The organism is Enterobacter cloacae complex sp. OE43NF (assembly GCF_023544405.1).
GTDB classification, from domain to species: Bacteria; Pseudomonadota; Gammaproteobacteria; order Enterobacterales; family Enterobacteriaceae; genus Enterobacter; species Enterobacter cloacae.
In genome coordinates, this window is sequence record NZ_JAMJFW010000010.1 from 41,667 (window position 1) to 60,168 (window position 18,502).

Genomic DNA, 18,502 nt, shown 5'->3' on the forward strand with positions numbered 1-18,502 from the left:
TATTTCTTTTCTTTCATTGAACTTTCGATTTCTTTTCTATAGATTTTATTTAACTGCTTAAGTGAAAAAGTGAAACGAAACGAAAGATAGCGACACATTTGCCAGCGTCTGATGTGGAATTCACACGACTAAGGACTGAGTTATGCCACAGATCACTCCCACCGCCACAACCGGCACCTGGACCGAAGAAGAGATCCGCCAGCAGCCTGCCAGCTGGATCCGCTCGCTCCACAACATCGATAATTTGCGCTCCTCGATTGACAGTTTCCTGACGCCACTGCTGCGTAAGCACGATCTGCGGATCGTACTGACCGGCGCGGGCACGTCCGCGTTTATAGGCGATATCATTGCGCCATGGCTTGCGAGCCACACCGGGAAAAACATCTGCGCCGTTCCGACAACCGATCTGGTCACAAACCCGATGGATTACTTCAGCCCTGCACATCCGCTGCTGCTGATCTCATTTGCCCGTTCCGGTAACAGCCCTGAGAGCGTCGCCGCCGTTGAGCTGGCCAATCAGTTCGTGCCGGAGTGCTACCACCTGTCGATCACCTGTAACGAGGCGGGAAACCTGTATCAGAGCGCTATCGACAGTGATAACGCCTGTGCCCTGCTGATGCCTGCCGAAACGCACGATCGCGGTTTCGCGATGACCAGCAGTATCACCACCATGATGGCAAGCTGCCTGGCCGTATTCGCGCCAGAGACGATCAACAGCAACACCTTCCGCGACGTGGCCGATCGCTGTCAGGCGATCCTCACCTCACTTGGTGATTTCCGCCATGGCGTATTTGGTAACGAGCCCTGGAAACGGATCGTCTACCTGGGAAGCGGTGGCCTGCAGGGGGCGGCGCGCGAATCGGCGCTGAAGGTACTGGAACTGACCGCGGGCAAGCTGGCGGCATTCTACGATTCCCCAACGGGGTTCCGTCACGGGCCTAAGTCGCTGGTAGATAACGAAACGCTGGTGGTGGTGTTTATCTCCAGCCATCCATATACGCGTCAGTACGATCTGGATCTTCTGGCCGAATTGCGTCGCGATCGCCAGGCCCTGCGCGTTGTCGCCATCGCCGCTGAAAACAATCCGGTGATTGAAGCGGGCCCGCACATCCTGCTGCCGCCTTCACGCCCGTTTATTGATATGGAACAGGCGTTCTGCTTCCTGATGTACGCCCAGGTCTTTGCGCTGTCCCAGTCCCTCAGCGTGGGCAATACACCCGATACGCCATCCGCCAGCGGCACGGTCAACCGCGTGGTACAGGGCGTTGTTATTCACCCGTGGCAGGCTTAAGAGGATCGCATCATGAGCATTATTTCAACGAAATATCTTCTGCAGGACGCACAGGCAAAAGGCTACGCCGTACCGGCGTTTAACATCCACAACGCAGAGACGATCCAGGCGATCCTCGAAGTGTGTAGCGAGATGCGATCGCCAGTGATCCTCGCAGGCACACCGGGCACGTTCAAACACATTGCCCTGGAAGAGATCTACGCCCTGTGCAGCGCATATTCATTAACTTACGACATGCCGCTGGCGCTGCATCTCGATCATCACGAATCCCTCGACGATATTCGTCGCAAGGTTAACGCTGGAGTGCGTAGCGCGATGATCGACGGCGGCCACTATCCGTTTGAACAAAACGTAAAGCTGGTGAAATCGGTAGTCGATTTCTGCCACCTCAACGACTGTAGCGTCGAGGCTGAGCTGGGCCGTCTGGGCGGCGTGGAAGATGACATGAGCGTCGACGCGGAGAGTGCATTTCTCACCGACCCGCAGGAAGCGAAACGCTTTGTCGAACTGACCGGCGTGGATAGCCTCGCCGTCGCCATCGGCACCGCACATGGCCTGTATACCAAACGCCCTAAAATTGACATCCAGCGCCTGGCCGAGATCCGCGAAGTGGTCACCGTGCCGCTGGTGCTGCATGGCGCGAGCGATGTGCCGGATGAGGATGTACGTCGCACCATCGCGCTGGGTGTGTGCAAAGTCAATGTGGCGACCGAGCTGAAAATCGCCTTCTCTGACGCAGTGAAAGCCTGGTTTGCTGAAAACCCACAGGGTAACGATCCGCGTTTTTATATGCGGGTCGGAATGGATGCCATGAAAGAGGTGGTCAGGAGCAAAATTACCATGTGTGGCTCGGCAAACCGCTTGCTGCTTCCGGCAGAAGCCTGATGAAAAAGGATCTTACCCTGATGAAAAAAATCCTCACCCTATCCATGCTTGCCCTGTGTGTTTCCCATAGCGCGATAGCAGCGAATTACACCCTTAATAACGACAACATTGCCCTGTCATTTGATGACGCGAACTCGACGGTCGTGGTGAAGGACACCAGGGCTAATCATCCGCTGACGCCGCAGGAGCTGTTCTTTCTGACGCTGCCGGACGAGACTAAAATTCACACGGCGGATTTTAAGGTCAAACATGTCGAAAAACAGGACAGTGGAATTGTCGTCGACTTCACCCATCCTGACTTTAACGTGACGGTGAAGTTGAACCTGGTGAAGGGCAAATACGCCAGCATCGACTACACCATCGCCGCCGTCGGGCAGCCACGGGATGTGGCGAAAATCACCTTCTTCCCGACCAAAAAGCAGGCTCAGGCACCTTACGTAGATGGGGCAATTAACAGCTCGCCGATTATCGCAGACTCGTTCTTTATCCTGCCGGATAAACCCATCGTTAACACGTACGCCTATGAAGCGACGACTAACCTCAATGTGGAGCTGAAAACCCCCATTCAGCCGGCAACACCGGTCAGCTACACCACCTACTTCGGTACCTTCCCGGAGACCAGCCAACTGCGCCGTAGCGTAAACCAGTTTATCGATGCCGTGCGTCCGCGTCCGTATAAACCTTACTTACACTACAACAGCTGGATGGATATCGGCTTCTTTACACCTTACTCCGAGCAGGATGTGCTGGGGCGGATGGACGAATGGAACAAGGAGTTTATTGCCGGGCGGGGTGTCGCGCTGGATGCTTTCCTGCTTGACGATGGCTGGGATGACCTTACCGGGCGATGGCTGTTCGGCCCGGCTTTCAGCAAAGGTTTTGGCAAGGTACGGGAGAAAGCAGACAGCCTGCACAGCTTTGTTGGCCTGTGGCTCTCACCATGGGGCGGATATAACAAACCGCGCGATACGCGCGTCTCGCATGCAAAAGAGTACGGTTTCGAAACGGTAGACGGGAAGCTGGCGCTGTCAGGCCCGAATTATTTTAAAAATTTTAATGAGCAGATCGTTAAGCTTATCAAAAACGAGCACATTACCTCGTTCAAGCTCGACGGGATGGGTAATGCCAATTCGCATATTAAGGGCAGCCCGTTCGCCTCGGATTTTGACGCCTCTATTGCACTGCTGCATAACATGCGCAGCGCCAATCCGAATCTGTTTATTAACCTGACGACCGGTACCAATGCCAGCCCATCCTGGCTGTTCTACGCCGATTCCATCTGGCGTCAGGGAGACGACATCAACCTGTACGGCCCCGGCACACCGGTGCAGCAGTGGATGACCTATCGCGATGCGGAGACGTATCGCTCTATTGTGCGTAAAGGTCCGCTATTCCCGCTGAACTCCCTGATGTATCACGGGATCGTCAGCGCGGAGAATGCGTATTACGGTCTGGAGAAGGTGCAAACGGACAGCGATTTTGCTGACCAGGTCTGGAGCTACTTCGCCACCGGCACCCAGTTGCAGGAGCTGTATATCACCCCTTCAATGCTCAACAAGGCGAAGTGGGATACCCTGGCGCAGGCTGCCAAATGGTCCCGGGATAACGCCAGTGTGCTGGTGGATACCCACTGGATTGGCGGAGACCCAACGGCGCTTGAGATCTACGGCTGGGCGTCGTGGAATAAAGACAAAGCCATTTTTGGATTACGAAACCCGTCGGATAAGCCGCAAAGCTATTATCTGGATTTGACGAAAGATTTCGAAATCCCGACCGGAGATGCGACGCCGTTTAGCCTGAAAGCGGTCTATGGCAGTAACGCCACGATACCGGCAGAGTATAAAAACGCGGTGGTGATTACCCTCAAACCGCTGGAAACGCTGGTGTTTGAGGCGATGCCAGAAAAATAAAACGCGATCGGCTGAGCAGGTTAAGGCATGACCTGCCAGCTTCCTCCTTTCCTGGCTCCCAGGCGCTTTAGTTTCCCTTTTGTTTGCAAGGCGCTGAGATAGCGTTCCACAGTGCGGGAAGTGACACCTAGCATGGATGCTAACATCGCTGCGGACATTTGCGGTTGAACGGTAAGAAGCTCAAGAATAGTCGTTTCCTTTTCCGACATCTCTTCCGACATTTTTTCCGACATAACCGACGGTGCCCCTATGCCCTCCCGCAACGCTTCAGCCATATTCTGAAGCATAAACTCTATAAATGCGGTGCAATCACTCGTCCGGTCACACTCTCCCAAAATCTGATAATAGCGATCCTGCTGAAAATGAATCAGTGTCTCAACTGGCAGCCAGGCAAGCTCAGAGCGCCACTGACTCAGAATCAACGTTTGCCACAGCCGCCCCATACGACCATTCCCATCAGAAAATGGATGGATGAATTCAAATTCGTAATGGAAGACTGAGCTGGTAATCAGTGGATGGAGTTCGGTTTGTTTTAACCAAGCAAGCAGATCAGCAATAAGCCGGTTAATTTGGGAAGCGGGTGGAGCCATATGGACCAACTGATTCCCGCGATATACGCCAACGTCCCCCATTCTGAGCTTGCCAGGGTTATCAACCAGACCAAGCATTAATAACCGGTGTGCACTGAGTAAGTCTTTGAGCGTCCAGGGCTTCCATTCAGGCAATTTCTCATAAGCCAGAATCGCGTTACGCACTTCCTGAATATCTTTTTCAGGTGCGAGCACGCGTTTACCCTCCATGATTGCCGTTACTTGTCCGGTCGTCAGAGAGTTATGTTCAATGGCCAGAGAAGCCTGGATGGTGCGGATTCGGTTCTCTTTACGCAGTAACGGAGAGGTTCTTCCTGAATGCGCCGCCCAGTGCCCTAATAGCTCACCAATCTCAACAACCTGATTGAGTATCGATGGTGTGATCGTGAAAGGAGGCTGGTAGCGGCTCATATCACTTACTCCCCCTGCTGCTCCAGCGCATATTTATAGAGCGCATTCTTCTTCACGCCGTGGATTTCTGCCGCCAGTGCCGCCGCTTTCTTAAGCGGCAATTCAGCCTGTAGCAGTGCCAGAGTACGCAGCGCATCGGAAGGCAGTGCGTCCTCCTCCGCTTTATGCCCTTCGACAATCAGCACCATCTCACCCTTGCGACGGTTTTCGTCCTCTTTTACCCACGCCAGCAGTTCGCCGACCGGCGCGCCGTGAATGGTTTCCCAGGTTTTGGTCAGCTCGCGCGCCAGCACCACGTAGCGGCTCTCACCCCAGACGGTCACCATATCTTCCAGGCTTTCCAGCAGGCGATGCGTGGATTCGTAGAAAATCAGCGTACGCGGTTCAGCTTCCAGCTCTTTTAACACGTCACGGCGGCCTTTGGATTTGGCGGGCAGGAAACCTTCATAGCAGAAACGATCGGACGGCAGGCCCGCTGCGCTCAACGCAGCAATCGCAGCACACGGCCCCGGCAGTGGGACCACCCGGATCCCGGCTTCACGGCAGGTACGCACCAGATGGTAGCCCGGATCGTTAATCAGCGGCGTACCGGCGTCAGAGACGAGCGCAATGTTCTGCCCCTCTTTGAGCTTCGCCACCAGCGTTTCTGCTTTTTGCTGCTCATTATGATCGTGCAGGGCGAAGAGACGAGCGTTAATCGCAAAGTGTTGCAGCAATAAACCGGTATGCCGGGTATCTTCAGCGGCAATTAAATCAACAGCTTGCAATACGGTCAGCGCACGTTGGGTAATATCAGACAAATTCCCGATAGGAGTAGGTACAATATAAAGCTGGCCTTGAGAATTCTCTGCCGTTTCGTGTTGTTTCATTGTTTCGTCCGTATTGCCGATTTAATATTGAGCATTGCGTAAAAAAAATCACTGGATACAGTATGGTACCGTTAACGTTTCTTCGAAAAAAAGCCACGCGCAGCGTGCCGCTTCTGCTGGCAGCCCTGATCTTTGCAGGCTGTGGCACCCAGGCACCTGACCAGAGCACGGCCCATCTGCAGGGATCCGCTCAGGCTGATTCTGGCTTTTATCTGCAACAAATGTCGCAAAGCTCAAATGATACCAGGATCAACTGGCAATTACTCGCCATTCGTGCACTGCTGAAAGAGGGCAAAACCCAGCAGGCCGCCGAACTGTTCAACCAGCTTCCGCACGAGCTTAACGATGCCCAGCGTCTTGAGCAGAGCCTGCTCTCTGCCGAGCTGAAAGTCGCGCTGAAAGATTATGCCGCCGCGAAAAAGATCCTTGGCGACATCGACGTAAGCGCACTGGATAAAAATCAGCAGGCCCGTTTCTGGCAGGCGGGTATCACCGCTGAGCAGGGACGTCCTTCCCTGACGCTGCTGCGGGCGCTGATCGCCCAGGAGCCGCTGCTCGGCGGTGCGGACAAGCAGAAAAATATTGATGCCACCTGGCAGGCGCTCGCCTCAATGACCCAGGAACAGGCGCAAGCGCTGGTCATCAATGCTGATGAAAACGTGTTGCAGGGGTGGCTGGATCTGCAACAGATGTGGTTTAACAACCGCAGCGATCCAAACATGCTGAAAGCCGGTATTACCGACTGGCAAACGCGCTACCCACAAAACCCGGGCGCGAAAATGCTGCCGACACAGCTGGTGAACGTGCAGAACTTTAAGCCTGCCTCCACCAGCAAAATCGCCCTGCTTCTGCCGTTGAACGGCCAGGCGGCGGTATTTGGCCGCACCATTCAACAAGGTTTTGAAGCGGCGAAGAACGGTACCACGCCAGTGACCGGCAGTGCAGTTCCGGCGCAGGCAGCTCAGGCGGCAAACGTGAACGACGTTGTCAGCCCTTCCGCCGCGGAAACCAGCGACCTGACCACAGCACAAACGCCGCCGCAGGGGACGATGCAGAACCCGGTGACGGCACCGACCACACCAGCGGCCGCAGCACCCGCGACTGCGACTCCGGTAGAGACACAATCCGCACCGGCGACGGAGCCTGCAACAGCGGAGCAACCTCAACCGCAGACCACTGAGCCCGCAGCACAACCTGCCGCTCAGCCTGCTCCCCAGCCACAGGCCGCAGCCACCACCAGCGCTAACCCGGGCGCTGAGCTGAAAATCTACGACACCAGTTCTCAACCGCTCGATCAGGTTCTGGCGCAGGTGCAACAGGACGGTGCCAGCATCGTTGTGGGTCCGCTGCTGAAAAACAACGTCGAAGAGTTGATGAAGAGCAACACTGCGCTGAACGTGCTGGCGCTCAACCAGCCTGAACAGGTTCAGAACCGCGCCAATATCTGCTATTTCGCCCTCTCTCCGGAAGATGAAGCCCGCGATGCGGCGCGTCATATTCACGAGCAGGGGAAACAGTCTCCGCTGCTGCTGATCCCTCGCAGTACGCTGGGCGATCGCGTCGCCAACGCCTTTGCCGAAGAGTGGCAGAAGCTGGGCGGCGGCATCGTGCTGCAGCAGAAATTCGGCTCCGTCTCTGAACTGCGCGCGGGCGTTAACGGCGGCGCGGGTATTGCGCTTAACGGCAGCCCGGTGAGTGCAAGCCTGCCACAGCAGCAGAGCGTGACGATTGGCGGTCTGACCATCCCTGCCCCACCTACCGACGCGCAGATTAGCGGTGGCGGTAAAGTGGATGCGGCCTATATCGTCGCTACGCCACAAGAGATTGCCTTCATCAAGCCGATGATCGCCATGCGTAACGGCAGCCAGAGCGGCGCCACGCTCTACGCCAGCTCTCGCAGCGCACAAGGCACCGCAGGCCCGGATTTCCGCCTGGAGATGGACGGCCTGCAATACAGCGAAATTCCGATGCTGGCGGGCAGCAATCCGGCCCTGATGCAGCAGGCGCTGAGCGCAGTCCGTAACGACTACTCACTGGCGCGTCTGTACGCGATGGGCGTCGATGCCTGGACGCTGGCGAACCACTTTACCCAAATGCGTCAGGTGCCGGGCTTTGAGCTAAACGGCAATACCGGCGATCTGACGGCCACTCAGGATTGCGTGATTAACAGGAAGTTATCATGGCTCAAATACCAGCAGGGACAAATCGTCCCGGCCAGTTAAGCCGTAAAGAGACCGGCGACGCCTGGGAATTAAAAGCGCGTCGCTGGCTTGAGGGCAAAGGACTGCGCTTTATCGCCGCTAACGTTCGCGGACGTGGCGGCGAAATCGATCTGATCATGAAAGAGGGTCAGATCATTGTGTTTGTGGAAGTACGCTACCGACAGTCTTCCCGTTTTGGCGGTGCTGCCGCCAGCGTGACGCCCGCCAAACAACATAAATTATTACAGACTGCCCACTTGTGGCTTGCCCGCCATAATGGGAGTTTTGATACTGTGGATTGCCGGTTCGATGTGTTAGCCTTCACCGGAAACGAGATCGAATGGCTGAAAAACGCTTTTGGCGAAGACGCATAATTAAGATTTAAAAGGGATAACGTGCTCGAAAGAATTAAAGTGTGCTTCACAGAAAGCATTCAGACTCAGATTGCCGCGGCAGAAGCCCTCCCTGACGCAATCTCTCGCGCCGCCATGACGCTGGTGCAGTCCCTGCTCAATGGCAACAAAATCCTCTGTTGTGGCAATGGCACGTCCGCTGCCAACGCACAGCATTTTGCTGCCAGTATGATCAATCGTTTTGAAACAGAACGCCCCAGTTTACCTGCCATTGCACTTAATACCGATAATGTGGTCTTAACAGCGATTGCTAACGATCGTCTGCATGACGAGATTTACGCTAAGCAGGTGCGTGCCCTGGGCCATGCGGGCGATGTGCTGCTGGCCATCTCCACGCGCGGCAATAGCCGTGACATTGTCAAAGCCGTCGAAGCCGCCGTTACCCGCGATATGACTATCGTTGCCTTAACCGGCTATGACGGGGGCGAGCTGGCGGGCCTGCTGGGGCCGCAGGATGTGGAAATCCGCATTCCGTCTCACCGTAGCGCACGCATTCAGGAGATGCATATGCTCACGGTGAACTGCTTATGTGATTTGATCGATAACACGCTTTTCCCTCACCAGGATGATTAAGGAGTTCTCATGAAGGCTTTATCGACCCTCGCAGTCCTTATGTCTGCATTACTGCTGCAGGGATGTATCGCTGCGGCTGTCGTGGGTACCGCTGCCGTCGGCACCAAAGCAGCGACCGATCCGCGCACCGTTGGCACCCAGGTAGATGACGGCACGCTGGAGCTGCGCGTCAACAGTGCGCTGTCGAAAGACGAGCAAATTAAGAAAGAAGCGCGCATCAACGTGACGGCTTACCAGGGCAAAGTGCTGCTGACAGGCCAGGCGCCAAATACTGACCTCTCCAGCCGCGCAAAACAGATCGCGATGGGCGTAGAGGGCACTGCGGAAGTCTTCAACGAAGTCCGTCAGGGGCAGCCAATCAGCCTTGGTACCGCCTCCAATGATACGTGGATCACCACCAAAGTCCGTTCCCAGCTGCTGGGTTCAGACCAGGTGAAATCATCCAACGTGAAAGTGACGACCGAAAACGGCGAAGTGTTCCTGCTGGGTCTGGTTACCGACCGTGAAGGGAAAGCGGCGGCCGATATCGCCAGCCGGGTGAGCGGCGTGAAACACGTCACCACCGCATTTACCTACATTAAGTAATTCCCACCTGACTGTAAGCCCGGTGAGCGCTCGCGCCACCGGGCTTTTTTCACAGAAGCGCAATACTCCCCACAATCACCCCACTCAACGCCACCAGCCCTGCGGTGAGCCACAGCGCTTTCGCCGGGAATGACTTACGCAGCATGATAAGCGACGGCAGGCTGATGGCAGGCAAGGTAATGAGCAACGCCAGTGCCGGTGCAGTGCCCATGCCGGCCAACATCATGGTCTGCACAATCGGAATTTCAGCGGCCGTTGGGATCACAAACAGACAACCGGCTACGGCCATCGCAATGACCCACATAAGGGTATTGTCAATGGCGCCGTCGGCATGCGGGAATAGCCAGACGCGTGCGGCCCCGAGCACCAGCACCGCCAGGATATACACAGGAATGGTGCTCCAGAAAAGCTGCCACAGAGCATTCCCCCAGCGCGCAAAGAAGCTTCCCTGTGGCTCGCTGACATCAAGCTCAATGGCGGCCGGTTCAACGGCGTTATCTTTCACCCATTTCTGCACCAGCGTTGCCACCACCAGCACCGTCAGCAGACCGGCCACCAGGCGGATAAAGGCGAAATGCCAACCCAGCACAAAGCCCATAAACACCAGCGTTGCCGGGTTTAACAGCGGGTTGCCCATCCAGAACGCCAGCGCACCGCCCATAGAGACTCGCTGACGGCGCATACCGGCGGCGACAGGCGCGGCACAGCACGAACACATCATGCCCGGCAGGGAGAAAATGGTCCCCAGCAGGGTGCCCTGAAAGCGTGGCTGCCCCAGGGTTTTCACCAGCCAGTGACGCGGGATAAGCACCTGAATCAACGAGCCCAGAATGACGCCTAATACGGCGGCTTTCCAGACGGCAAGGAAATAGACCATGGCATAATCCCACGCCGCGCGAAGCGGGCTGGAATCAGCGTGAGCGAGAATAGATTTACCGATGCTGTGCGTTTCGGCGGCAGTGAAGGCTTTACCGTAGTACGGCTGCCATTTCACATACCAGAGGCCGATAATGACCACGAGAAAGAAGAGCGCGGGCTTCCACCATTGGACAGGTGTTGCCGCCTGAGATGAAGACTGACCAGTCATAGCATTCCCCGGAGAGTGTTATTTAATTAGCCGGGGGAGTTTACGCCTCGCCCTGCGCGATTTCACGCAGTTTCGCCGAAGGGATGATATTCACTCCCTCCTGCGATGGTGACAGCCCCTCTTTTAGCATCGCACGCGCCACATCGCGCGCCTCGATGGATTTCCAGTTACCGGGGAGAATGCGGAACAACGGGGCAAACATCGACTCGTTAAAACGACGCTCGTCGCGATGCCCCAGCAGCATGGAGGGACGGACTATTGTCAACCGCTCCCACTTCTGGGCAATCAGGGCCTCTTCCATCTCGCCCTTCACCTTGCTGTAAAAGAACGGCGAACGGGCGCTGGCGCCCAGCGAGCTGACCACCACAAAATGGGTGGCACCCAGCTTTTTCGCCGTTAGCGCCGTATCGACCACCAGCGTATAGTCAGCATGAACAAACGCCTCTTTACTGCCCGCCTCACGCCGCGTTGTCCCGAGGCAGCAAAAGGCGATATCGATGGGATCCTGCACCTGCGCCAGTGCGTCGGTCAGCTGTGGATCGTGAGGATTAAAAACGCCAGAAATGTCCGCCAGCGGTCGACGTGTCGGGGCCGCAATGTAGTTCACCCTGCGATCCTGGATCAGCAGCCGCAGCAGATGATCGCCCACCAGCCCGGTTGCCCCCGTAATCAGTACCTGACTCATTTCATCCCCTTTACAGAATAGTCCGTTTGCGAACTCAGCATGGTCAACCACACTTAGAAGTCTGTTACCGGTAAGTATTTACCACAAACGGGAAAAAAACAGTCTGAAGCGAAAACAACGGAGGAAGCATGGGTAAAAAAATCGCAGTCCTGATTACCGACGAGTTTGAAGATTCAGAATTCACCTCACCTGCTGAGGCGTTCCGCAAGGCGGGACATGAGGTCATCACCATTGAGAAAGAGGCGGGAAAAACGGTGAAAGGCCATAAGGGCGAGGCCAGCGTGACCATCGATGAGACCATCGATAACGTCAGCCCGTCTGATTTTGATGCCCTGCTGTTACCCGGCGGTCATTCACCGGACTCCCTGCGCGGCGACGAGCGCTTCGTAACGTTCACCCGCGATTTTGTCTCCACCGGAAAACCGGTCTTTGCTATCTGCCACGGTCCGCAACTGCTTATCAGCGCGGATGTGGTGCGCGGGCGTAAACTCACTGCCGTGAAACCGATCGTTGTCGATCTGAAAAACGCGGGGGCCGAGTTTTACGATCAGGAGGTGGTCAACGACAAAGACCAGCTGATCACCAGCCGAACCCCGGACGATCTGCCGGCGTTCAACCGCGAAGCGCTACGCCTGCTCGGCGCGTAGCCAGTGCAGCTTTTTGCCAAAGCCCAGCGTGTTGTCGGTAAATTTCAGCTCATCAAGGCGGATTTCCCACACCGGGGCTTTTAAGGCGGCGGCTACCGGAAAGCGGCGCGTGTAGTGCTTACGGCGCGCGTCGCTCTCTTCACCATCCAGACGACGGATCTCCCCTTTAAACTGCACCCCACGGATCAGTGCCACCGTTTTAGGCTGACCGTTAACTGTCCCTGCCACCTTCGCCTGCTGACCGGTCATCTGCGCATGGCGCGTTTTATCTTCGCTCATCACATAAAACGCAACGCGCTCAGGGTCATAATAGTAAAACGCATTCGCGCACCACATTTCACCGTCGTCATACACGCACCAGGTGACAACATGCTGTTTCGCCAGCCAGCGGTTAATGGCAGCCAGAGTTTCCATTTTCGTTCTCTCTCATGCTATGGTGCGTTCACCTTAACATACTGAATCTGTTTACCGTGTGCTGGTTTCTCTATCTTGTCCGTACCGCCGATAACGCTCTCTACACCGGGATCACGACCGATGTGGCGCGGCGTTTTCTTCAGCATCAAACGGGAAAAGGGGCAAAAGCGCTGCGGGGGAAAGGAGAATTGACGCTCGCCTTTTCTGCCCCCGTGGGTGACAGATCGCTGGCGTTAAGAGTGGAATACCGCATTAAGCAGTTAACGAAGCGCCAGAAAGAGCGCCTCGTCACCGGAGACGGATCGTTTGAGGCGCTGTGTGAAAGCCTGATTAGAAGCGATTAAAATGGTCGTGATACTCCACGAGGCCATTTACGCCGTTGAGCGCGTCATCCGCCAGACGGTGCACCTGGAAGGCAGTTTCGGTTCCCGGCCAGCGACAGCGGAGATCGTACTGCGCCGCCGGCTCGAAGCCCAGGCGACCATAGAAAGCAGGATCGCCCAGCGTCACCACCGCGGCATAGCCAAACTCATTGAGCGAGTCCAGCCCTTCATACACCAGCTGACGTGCCAGCCCTTGTCCACGATAGTGTTCATCTACCGCCAGCGGCGCCATTCCTACCCACTGTAATTCTTCACCCTGAACGGTTACCGGGCTGAAGGCAACGTAGCCCACCACCTGACCTTCGTCATCGGTGGCAACCAGCCCCAGCGTGATCAGGCCGTCTTCGCGGAGATCGTGGACCAGTTGGGCTTCTGCGTCACTCGCAAAAGAGCGGCGTAACAACGCATCGATACCCGGTGCATCAATCCCAATTTCGACTCGAATCAGCATGGCTCACCTACTGAAGTGTGTTTACTGTCAGGCGGGGTTTTCAGCCCGGCCTCAACGAAATCTGCCATTTGCATTAACATCACGCGCAGCGCTTTTGGCATCTGCTCCAGCTCAATGGCATCCATTAAATTTTTGACGTACAGACCCAGTTCCGTATCGCCTTCAATGACCAGACGGCGCTGGAAAAAGAGGGTATCCGGATCCTGCTTACGCGCGGCGATCATCAGCAGATCGCAGGCGTCGGCGCTAAAGCTCACATCCGCGTCGGCGGACTGGCGCACAATCAGCTGGTCATTCTCGACGGAGGTAAACCAGCGCAGACCGATATCACGCACTTCAATGCTTAACCAGCGGCCTTCCAGGAACGCCAGTTCGCCTTCCTGCAGCGCCTGGCGGAACTGCCAGCTCAGGAGCTGCTCCAGCACCTGACGTTTAAGCGCGAACGGCGCCAGTTTTACCGGCACGCTCAGCATTGATGGACCAAATTGTACGAGACGTGAACGCAGTTTATCCAGCACGAGCTTTACTCCCTGATAGCGATAGTCCGGGTATTTTGCCATATCCGGAGGAGAACATAGCGGCGTAAATCAACAAACCGTCGTCCGGTGTACCTCATTATTGGTGCCATCAATACGCCATTAGCTGCCTTAAATCAAAAATTGTCGCGTATGGGTTAATTAAAATCCCAGCTCGTTAACATTTTTGCTCTCGACGACATCAGGATAAATTATGGAGCTGCTCTGCCCTGCCGGAAACCTTCCGGCGCTTAAGGCGGCCATCGAAAATGGGGCCGATGCGGTCTATATCGGGCTGAAAGATGATACTAACGCCCGCCATTTTGCTGGCCTCAACTTTACGGAGAAAAAGCTTCAGGAAGCCGTTAACTTCGTACATCAGCACCGCCGCAAATTGCATATTGCCATCAATACCTTTGCCCATCCTGATGGCTATGCCCGCTGGCAGCGCGCGGTGGATATGGCAGCACAGCTGGGTGCCGATGCGCTGATTCTGGCCGACCTCGCCATGCTAGAGTATGCGGCAGAACGCTATCCTCATATTGAGCGCCATGTCTCTGTTCAGGCCTCTGCCACCAACGAAGAGGCGATACGTTTTTATCATCAAAACTTTGACGTGGCCCGGGTGGTTTTACCGCGCGTGCTCTCTATTCATCAGGTTAAGCAACTCGCGCGCGTCACGCCAGTGCCGCTGGAAGTTTTTGCCTTTGGTAGCCTGTGCATCATGGCTGAAGGCCGCTGCTATCTCTCCTCGTATTTAACCGGTGAATCCCCTAATACCGTTGGTGCCTGCTCGCCTGCCCGCTTTGTTCGCTGGCAGCAAACGCCACAGGGGCTGGAATCTCGCCTGAATGAGGTACTGATTGACCGCTATCAGGACGGTGAAAACGCTGGCTACCCGACGCTGTGCAAAGGCCGCTATCTGGTTGACGGCGAGCGTTATCACGCGCTGGAAGAACCCACCAGCCTCAACACGCTGGAACTGCTGCCGGAACTGCTGGCCGCTAATATTGCCTCGGTGAAGATTGAAGGTCGCCAGCGCAGCCCGGCCTACGTCAGTCAGGTGGCGAAAGTCTGGCGTCAGGCCATTGACCGCTGCATGGCAGATCCGCAGAACTACGCCCCGCAATCGGCCTGGATGGAGACGCTCGGCGCAATGTCTGAAGGCACCCAAACCACGCTTGGCGCGTATCACCGTAAATGGCAGTGAGATAACCATGAAATATTCATTAGGACCGGTGCTCTACTACTGGCCAAAAGAGACGCTGGAAGATTTTTATCAACAGGCCGCGACCAGCAGCGCCGATGTGATTTACCTTGGCGAAGCGGTATGCAGCAAGCGCCGTGCCACCAAAGTGGGCGACTGGCTGGAGATGGCGAAAAGCCTGGCCGGGAGCGGCAAACAGGTGGTGCTCTCTACACTGGCGCTGGTGCAGGCCTCATCTGAACTGGGTGAGCTGAAGCGCTACGTGGAGAACGGCGAGTTTCTGCTGGAGGCCAGCGATCTGGGCGTGGTGAATATGTGCGCCGAACGCAAGCTGCCGTTTGTCGCGGGCCATGCATTGAACTGCTATAACGCCGTGACCCTGCGCCTGCTGCTGAAACAGGGGATGACGCGCTGGTGCATGCCGGTAGAGCTGTCGCGTGACTGGCTGGTAAACCTCCTGAACCAGTGTGACGAGCTGGGTATTCGCAACCAGTTTGAAGTGGAAGTGTTGAGCTATGGCCATCTGCCGCTGGCGTACTCTGCCCGCTGCTTCACTGCCCGCTCTGAAGATCGCCCGAAAGACGAGTGCGAAACCTGCTGCATCAAGTACCCGAACGGACGCAGCATGCTGTCGCAGGAGAATCAGCAGGTGTTTGTCCTGAACGGCATTCAGACCATGAGTGGTTATGTGTATAACCTTGGTAACGAGCTGGCGTCGATGGACGGACTGGTGGACATGGTACGTCTGTCCCCGCTGGACACCAGCGTGTTTGCCATGCTGGATGCTTTTCGCGCCAATGAAAACGGCGCATCGCCGCTGCCGCTGACGGCAAACAGTGACTGTAACGGCTACTGGAAGCGGCTGGCCGGACTGGAGCTGCAGGCCTGAAAAAGGCTCACTTTGTTAACAACGGTTATCATTATTTAATGCAGTATTAAAGATTGACCGTCGACAAAGTGAGCTGTTATGACTGACAAAACCCTTCCGTTTTCGGTGCTGGATCTGGCGCCGATCCCACAAGGCTCCTCGGCAAGAGAAGCCTTTTCGCACTCTCTCGATCTGGCTCAACTGGCCGAAAAGCGTGGCTATCACCGTTACTGGCTGGCGGAACATCACAACATGGTCGGCATCGCCAGCGCTGCCACCTCGGTGCTGATTGGCTATCTGGCCGCGAACACCACTACCCTGCACCTGGGATCCGGTGGCGTGATGCTGCCAAACCATGCTCCTCTGGTGATCGCCGAGCAGTTTGGTACGCTGAATACCCTCTACCCGGGCCGTATTGATTTAGGCCTTGGCCGTGCGCCGGGCAGCGACCAGCCCACCATGCGCGCCCTGCGTCGCCATATGAGCGGTGACATCGACAATTTCCCGCGTGATGTGGCTGAACTGGTGGGCTGGTTCGATGCGCGTGACCCGAACCCGCACGTGCGCCCGGTGCCGGGCTATGGCGAGAAGATCCCGGTATGGCTGTTAGGCTCAAGTCTTTATAGCGCGCAGCTTGCTGCACAGCTGGGGCTGCCCTTCGCGTTCGCCTCCCACTTCGCACCGGATATGCTGCATCAGGCGCTGCATCTCTACCGCACGAACTTCAAACCTTCTGAAAGGCTGGAGAAACCGTACGCGATGGTGTGTATCAATATCATTGCCGCCGACAGCAATCGCGATGCGGAATTCCTGTTTACCTCTATGCAGCAGGCGTTTGTGAAGCTGCGTCGCGGTGAGACCGGCCAGCTTCCACCGCCGGTGGAGAATATGCATCAGCTGTGGTCAGCTTCCGAGCAGTATGGTGTTCAACAGGCGCTGAGCATGTCGCTGGTGGGAGATAAAGCGAAGGTGCGTCACGGGCTTGAGGCGGTGCTGCGCGAAACGCAGGCTGATGAGATTATGGTTAACGGCCAGATTTTCGATCATCAGGCGCGTTTGCACTCGTTTGAGCTGGCGATGCAGGTGAAAGAGGAGTTGGTGGGGTAGTTTTTTTGCCCGGTGGCGCTTCGCTTACCGGGCCTACGGGATCGCGTAGGCCGGATAAGGCGTAGCCGCCATCCGGCACAAAAACTTACTGATATACCGGCAACAGATTAAAGCTCGACAGCACGTGGACCAGCGCGTTACCAACACCAAACACCAGAATCAGTGCAATCATCGGTTTACCGCCCCAGACGCGGAATTTCGGGCTACCGAAGCGCTGACGGGATTTACGCGCCAGAAGCGCCGGCACAATTGCCGCCCAGATGGTAGCCGCCAGACCGGCATAACCAATGGCGTACAGGAAGCCGTTCGGCCACAGCAGGCCGCCCACCATCGGTGGCAGGAAGGTCAGCAGTGCGGTTTTGAAGCGCCCCATAGCGGAGTCATCAAAGCCAAACAGGTCCGCCAGATAGTCAAACAGGCCGAGCGTCACGCCGAGGAAAGAGCTCGCAACCGCAAAGTTGGAGAATACCACCAGCAGCAGATCCAGACTGCGGCTGTTCAGTACACCGCTCAGCGCCTGCACCAGCACATCTATATTCCCGCCCTTCTGCGCAATGCCGATAAACTCAGGACGCGGGATGTTGCCCATCGTCCCCAGCAGCCAAATCACATACAGCCCCAGCGCCAGCAGCGTACCGTAAACCAGGCACTTGACGATTGTCCGCGGGTCTTTGCCGTAGTACTTCATCAGGCTCGGTACGTTGCCGTGGTAGCCAAACGACGCCAGACAGAACGGCAGGGTCATCAGCAGATACGGCGTGTACGACGTATTGGTTTCAGCCACGTTAAACAGTGTTGACGGGGTAACGTGCCCCAGCAGGCTACCGAAGGTCAGAAAGAAAGTGATGACCTTTGCGCCCAGAACGATGGCCGTCATCCGGCTCACCGCTTTGGTACTCATCCAGACGATAAACGCGACACCCAGCGCAAAGCACAACCCGGCCAGACGCGCCGGAACGTGCAGCGACATCTCCGAAAAGGTGTGATGCAGAATCGAGCCGCTTGCCGAGATGTACGCGTAGGTCAGGATGTAGAGCACAAACGCGATGGAAAGGCCGTTCACCAGGTTCCAGCCTTTACCCAGCAGATCTTTCGTGATGGTGTCGAAGCTGGAGCCAATGCGGTAGTTCAGGTTGGCTTCAAGGATCATCAGCCCTGAATGGAGCATACAGAACCAGGTGAAGACCAGCGCAGCCAGCGACCAGAAGAACCACGCACCGGACATGACCACTGGCAGGGAGAACATCCCGGCACCAATAATGGTTCCGCCGATGATCACCACGCCGCCAAGCAGCGAAGGTGACGTTTGGGTGGTGGTTAGTGTCGCCATACAGCCATATCTCCAGTCAAAAATGTGGTTTGCATTTTAATGTGCTGCACTGTACCAGTACAAGAGTACAAAGGGAATAA

General features: G+C 56.1%; 20 protein-coding genes. 12 read left to right on the forward strand and 8 right to left on the reverse strand.

The window, feature by feature from the left end; genetic code table 11:
* Positions 1-142 precede the first annotated feature (142 nt).
* The 3 genes from M8370_RS06790 to M8370_RS06800 are packed head-to-tail and all read left to right on the forward strand — an operon-like array spanning position 143 to position 4,086.
* Positions 143-1,291: an SIS domain-containing protein gene (locus M8370_RS06790; RefSeq protein WP_023621075.1), complete on the forward strand. Its 1,149-nt coding sequence runs from the start codon at positions 143-145 to the stop codon at positions 1,289-1,291.
* 12 nt (positions 1,292-1,303) lie between these two features.
* The gene (gene kbaY / locus M8370_RS06795; RefSeq protein WP_250020695.1) at positions 1,304-2,176 is read left to right on the forward strand and encodes a tagatose-bisphosphate aldolase subunit KbaY; all 873 of its coding nucleotides are present in this window, start codon (positions 1,304-1,306) and stop codon (positions 2,174-2,176) included.
* A gap of 20 nt (positions 2,177-2,196) precedes the next feature.
* Positions 2,197-4,086 (forward strand): alpha-galactosidase, encoded by a 1,890-nt coding sequence (locus tag M8370_RS06800; RefSeq protein WP_250020706.1) that lies wholly within the window; start codon positions 2,197-2,199, stop codon positions 4,084-4,086.
* Between the two features lie 20 nt (positions 4,087-4,106).
* Here the strand turns inward: M8370_RS06800 and M8370_RS06805 are convergent, their stop codons facing one another.
* A complete protein-coding gene (locus tag M8370_RS06805) occupies positions 4,107-5,087 on the reverse strand; it encodes a Fic family protein (RefSeq protein ID WP_250020696.1) in 981 nt (326 codons plus the stop codon).
* Between the two features lie 5 nt (positions 5,088-5,092).
* Positions 5,093-5,956, reverse strand: coding sequence for a 16S rRNA (cytidine(1402)-2'-O)-methyltransferase (gene rsmI, locus M8370_RS06810; RefSeq protein WP_250020697.1), 864 nt, complete (start codon positions 5,954-5,956; stop codon positions 5,093-5,095).
* A gap of 62 nt (positions 5,957-6,018) precedes the next feature.
* On the opposite strand from rsmI, the gene M8370_RS06815 reads away from it, so the two are divergent.
* From M8370_RS06815 to dolP, 4 genes are read left to right on the forward strand one after another with little or no spacing between them, the layout of a single operon-like run.
* Positions 6,019-8,178 carry a penicillin-binding protein activator gene (locus tag M8370_RS06815; RefSeq protein WP_250020698.1) on the forward strand — a complete coding sequence of 720 codons (2,160 nt, stop codon included), beginning with the start codon at positions 6,019-6,021 and terminating at the stop codon, positions 8,176-8,178.
* On the forward strand, positions 8,136-8,531 hold the full coding sequence (locus M8370_RS06820; RefSeq protein WP_038983599.1) for a YraN family protein: 396 nt from the start codon (positions 8,136-8,138) through the stop codon (positions 8,529-8,531). The genes M8370_RS06815 and M8370_RS06820 overlap by 43 nt, the downstream gene beginning before the upstream one ends.
* A gap of 21 nt (positions 8,532-8,552) precedes the next feature.
* Complete coding sequence (gene diaA, locus M8370_RS06825; RefSeq protein ID WP_003861754.1) at positions 8,553-9,143, forward strand: DnaA initiator-associating protein DiaA; 591 nt, start codon at positions 8,553-8,555, stop codon at positions 9,141-9,143.
* 9 nt (positions 9,144-9,152) lie between these two features.
* Positions 9,153-9,728 (forward strand): division/outer membrane stress-associated lipid-binding lipoprotein, encoded by a 576-nt coding sequence (dolP, locus tag M8370_RS06830; RefSeq protein WP_038420691.1) that lies wholly within the window; start codon positions 9,153-9,155, stop codon positions 9,726-9,728.
* 49 nt (positions 9,729-9,777) lie between these two features.
* Here dolP and M8370_RS06835 read toward each other — a convergent pair whose 3' ends face one another.
* Positions 9,778-10,815: a permease gene (locus tag M8370_RS06835; RefSeq protein WP_045293581.1), complete on the reverse strand. Its 1,038-nt coding sequence runs from the start codon at positions 10,813-10,815 to the stop codon at positions 9,778-9,780.
* 40 nt (positions 10,816-10,855) lie between these two features.
* The gene (locus M8370_RS06840; RefSeq protein ID WP_013098901.1) at positions 10,856-11,500 is read right to left on the reverse strand and encodes an NAD(P)H-binding protein; all 645 of its coding nucleotides are present in this window, start codon (positions 11,498-11,500) and stop codon (positions 10,856-10,858) included.
* A 128-nt stretch (positions 11,501-11,628) separates the two neighbouring features.
* Between M8370_RS06840 and M8370_RS06845 the strand changes: the two genes are divergently transcribed.
* Complete coding sequence (locus M8370_RS06845) at positions 11,629-12,147, forward strand: type 1 glutamine amidotransferase domain-containing protein (protein ID WP_013098902.1); 519 nt, start codon at positions 11,629-11,631, stop codon at positions 12,145-12,147.
* Here the strand turns inward: M8370_RS06845 and M8370_RS06850 are convergent.
* Positions 12,127-12,561, reverse strand: a complete 435-nt coding sequence (locus M8370_RS06850) for a YhbP family protein (protein WP_013098903.1) — start codon at positions 12,559-12,561, stop codon at positions 12,127-12,129. The genes M8370_RS06845 and M8370_RS06850 overlap by 21 nt on opposite strands.
* 14 nt (positions 12,562-12,575) lie before the next feature.
* On the opposite strand from M8370_RS06850, the gene M8370_RS06855 reads away from it, so the two are divergent.
* Entirely contained in the window at positions 12,576-12,905 is a 330-nt protein-coding gene (locus tag M8370_RS06855; RefSeq protein WP_020687335.1) for a GIY-YIG nuclease family protein, read from the forward strand.
* Here the strand turns inward: M8370_RS06855 and M8370_RS06860 are convergent.
* The gene (locus M8370_RS06860) at positions 12,892-13,395 is read right to left on the reverse strand and encodes a GNAT family N-acetyltransferase (protein WP_020687336.1); all 504 of its coding nucleotides are present in this window, start codon (positions 13,393-13,395) and stop codon (positions 12,892-12,894) included. The genes M8370_RS06855 and M8370_RS06860 overlap by 14 nt on opposite strands.
* Positions 13,389-13,913 (reverse strand): ubiquinone anaerobic biosynthesis accessory factor UbiT, encoded by a 525-nt coding sequence (gene ubiT / locus M8370_RS06865; protein ID WP_038420959.1) that lies wholly within the window; start codon positions 13,911-13,913, stop codon positions 13,389-13,391. Before ubiT ends, M8370_RS06860 begins: the two co-directional genes overlap by 7 nt.
* 211 nt (positions 13,914-14,124) lie before the next feature.
* Here ubiT and ubiU point away from each other — a divergent pair, with 211 nt between their 5' ends.
* The 3 genes from ubiU to M8370_RS06880 all read left to right on the forward strand — a co-directional run bounded on the left by ubiU (position 14,125) and on the right by M8370_RS06880 (position 17,092).
* Entirely contained in the window at positions 14,125-15,120 is a 996-nt protein-coding gene (gene ubiU / locus M8370_RS06870) for a ubiquinone anaerobic biosynthesis protein UbiU (RefSeq protein ID WP_020687338.1), read from the forward strand.
* A gap of 7 nt (positions 15,121-15,127) precedes the next feature.
* Entirely contained in the window at positions 15,128-16,006 is an 879-nt protein-coding gene (locus M8370_RS06875; protein WP_038420694.1) for a U32 family peptidase, read from the forward strand.
* Between the two features lie 78 nt (positions 16,007-16,084).
* A complete protein-coding gene (locus M8370_RS06880; protein ID WP_058661935.1) occupies positions 16,085-17,092 on the forward strand; it encodes a luciferase-like monooxygenase in 1,008 nt (335 codons plus the stop codon).
* A gap of 85 nt (positions 17,093-17,177) precedes the next feature.
* Here M8370_RS06880 and mtr read toward each other — a convergent pair whose 3' ends face one another.
* Positions 17,178-18,422 (reverse strand): tryptophan permease, encoded by a 1,245-nt coding sequence (gene mtr, locus M8370_RS06885; protein WP_013098910.1) that lies wholly within the window; start codon positions 18,420-18,422, stop codon positions 17,178-17,180.
* Between the last annotated feature and the right edge of the window lie 80 nt (positions 18,423-18,502).

Bases quoted from the DNA above. Each gene is read 5' to 3' on its own strand.
- M8370_RS06790 (WP_023621075.1), top strand. From the start codon at position 143: ATGCCACAGATCACTCCCACCGCCACAACCGGCACCTGGACCGAAGAA.
- kbaY (WP_250020695.1), top strand. From the start codon at position 1,304: ATGAGCATTATTTCAACGAAATATCTTCTGCAGGACGCACAGGCAAAA.
- M8370_RS06800 (WP_250020706.1), top strand. From the start codon at position 2,197: ATGAAAAAAATCCTCACCCTATCCATGCTTGCCCTGTGTGTTTCCCAT.
- M8370_RS06805 (WP_250020696.1), bottom strand. From the start codon at position 5,087: ATGAGCCGCTACCAGCCTCCTTTCACGATCACACCATCGATACTCAAT.
- rsmI (WP_250020697.1), bottom strand. From the start codon at position 5,956: ATGAAACAACACGAAACGGCAGAGAATTCTCAAGGCCAGCTTTATATT.
- M8370_RS06815 (WP_250020698.1), top strand. From the start codon at position 6,019: ATGGTACCGTTAACGTTTCTTCGAAAAAAAGCCACGCGCAGCGTGCCG.
- M8370_RS06820 (WP_038983599.1), top strand. From the start codon at position 8,136: ATGGCTCAAATACCAGCAGGGACAAATCGTCCCGGCCAGTTAAGCCGT.
- dolP (WP_038420691.1), top strand. From the start codon at position 9,153: ATGAAGGCTTTATCGACCCTCGCAGTCCTTATGTCTGCATTACTGCTG.
- M8370_RS06835 (WP_045293581.1), bottom strand. From the start codon at position 10,815: ATGACTGGTCAGTCTTCATCTCAGGCGGCAACACCTGTCCAATGGTGG.
- M8370_RS06840 (WP_013098901.1), bottom strand. From the start codon at position 11,500: ATGAGTCAGGTACTGATTACGGGGGCAACCGGGCTGGTGGGCGATCAT.
- M8370_RS06845 (WP_013098902.1), top strand. From the start codon at position 11,629: ATGGGTAAAAAAATCGCAGTCCTGATTACCGACGAGTTTGAAGATTCA.
- M8370_RS06850 (WP_013098903.1), bottom strand. From the start codon at position 12,561: ATGGAAACTCTGGCTGCCATTAACCGCTGGCTGGCGAAACAGCATGTT.
- M8370_RS06855 (WP_020687335.1), top strand. From the start codon at position 12,576: ATGCTATGGTGCGTTCACCTTAACATACTGAATCTGTTTACCGTGTGC.
- M8370_RS06860 (WP_020687336.1), bottom strand. From the start codon at position 13,395: ATGCTGATTCGAGTCGAAATTGGGATTGATGCACCGGGTATCGATGCG.
- ubiU (WP_020687338.1), top strand. From the start codon at position 14,125: ATGGAGCTGCTCTGCCCTGCCGGAAACCTTCCGGCGCTTAAGGCGGCC.
- M8370_RS06875 (WP_038420694.1), top strand. From the start codon at position 15,128: ATGAAATATTCATTAGGACCGGTGCTCTACTACTGGCCAAAAGAGACG.
- M8370_RS06880 (WP_058661935.1), top strand. From the start codon at position 16,085: ATGACTGACAAAACCCTTCCGTTTTCGGTGCTGGATCTGGCGCCGATC.
- mtr (WP_013098910.1), bottom strand. From the start codon at position 18,422: ATGGCGACACTAACCACCACCCAAACGTCACCTTCGCTGCTTGGCGGC.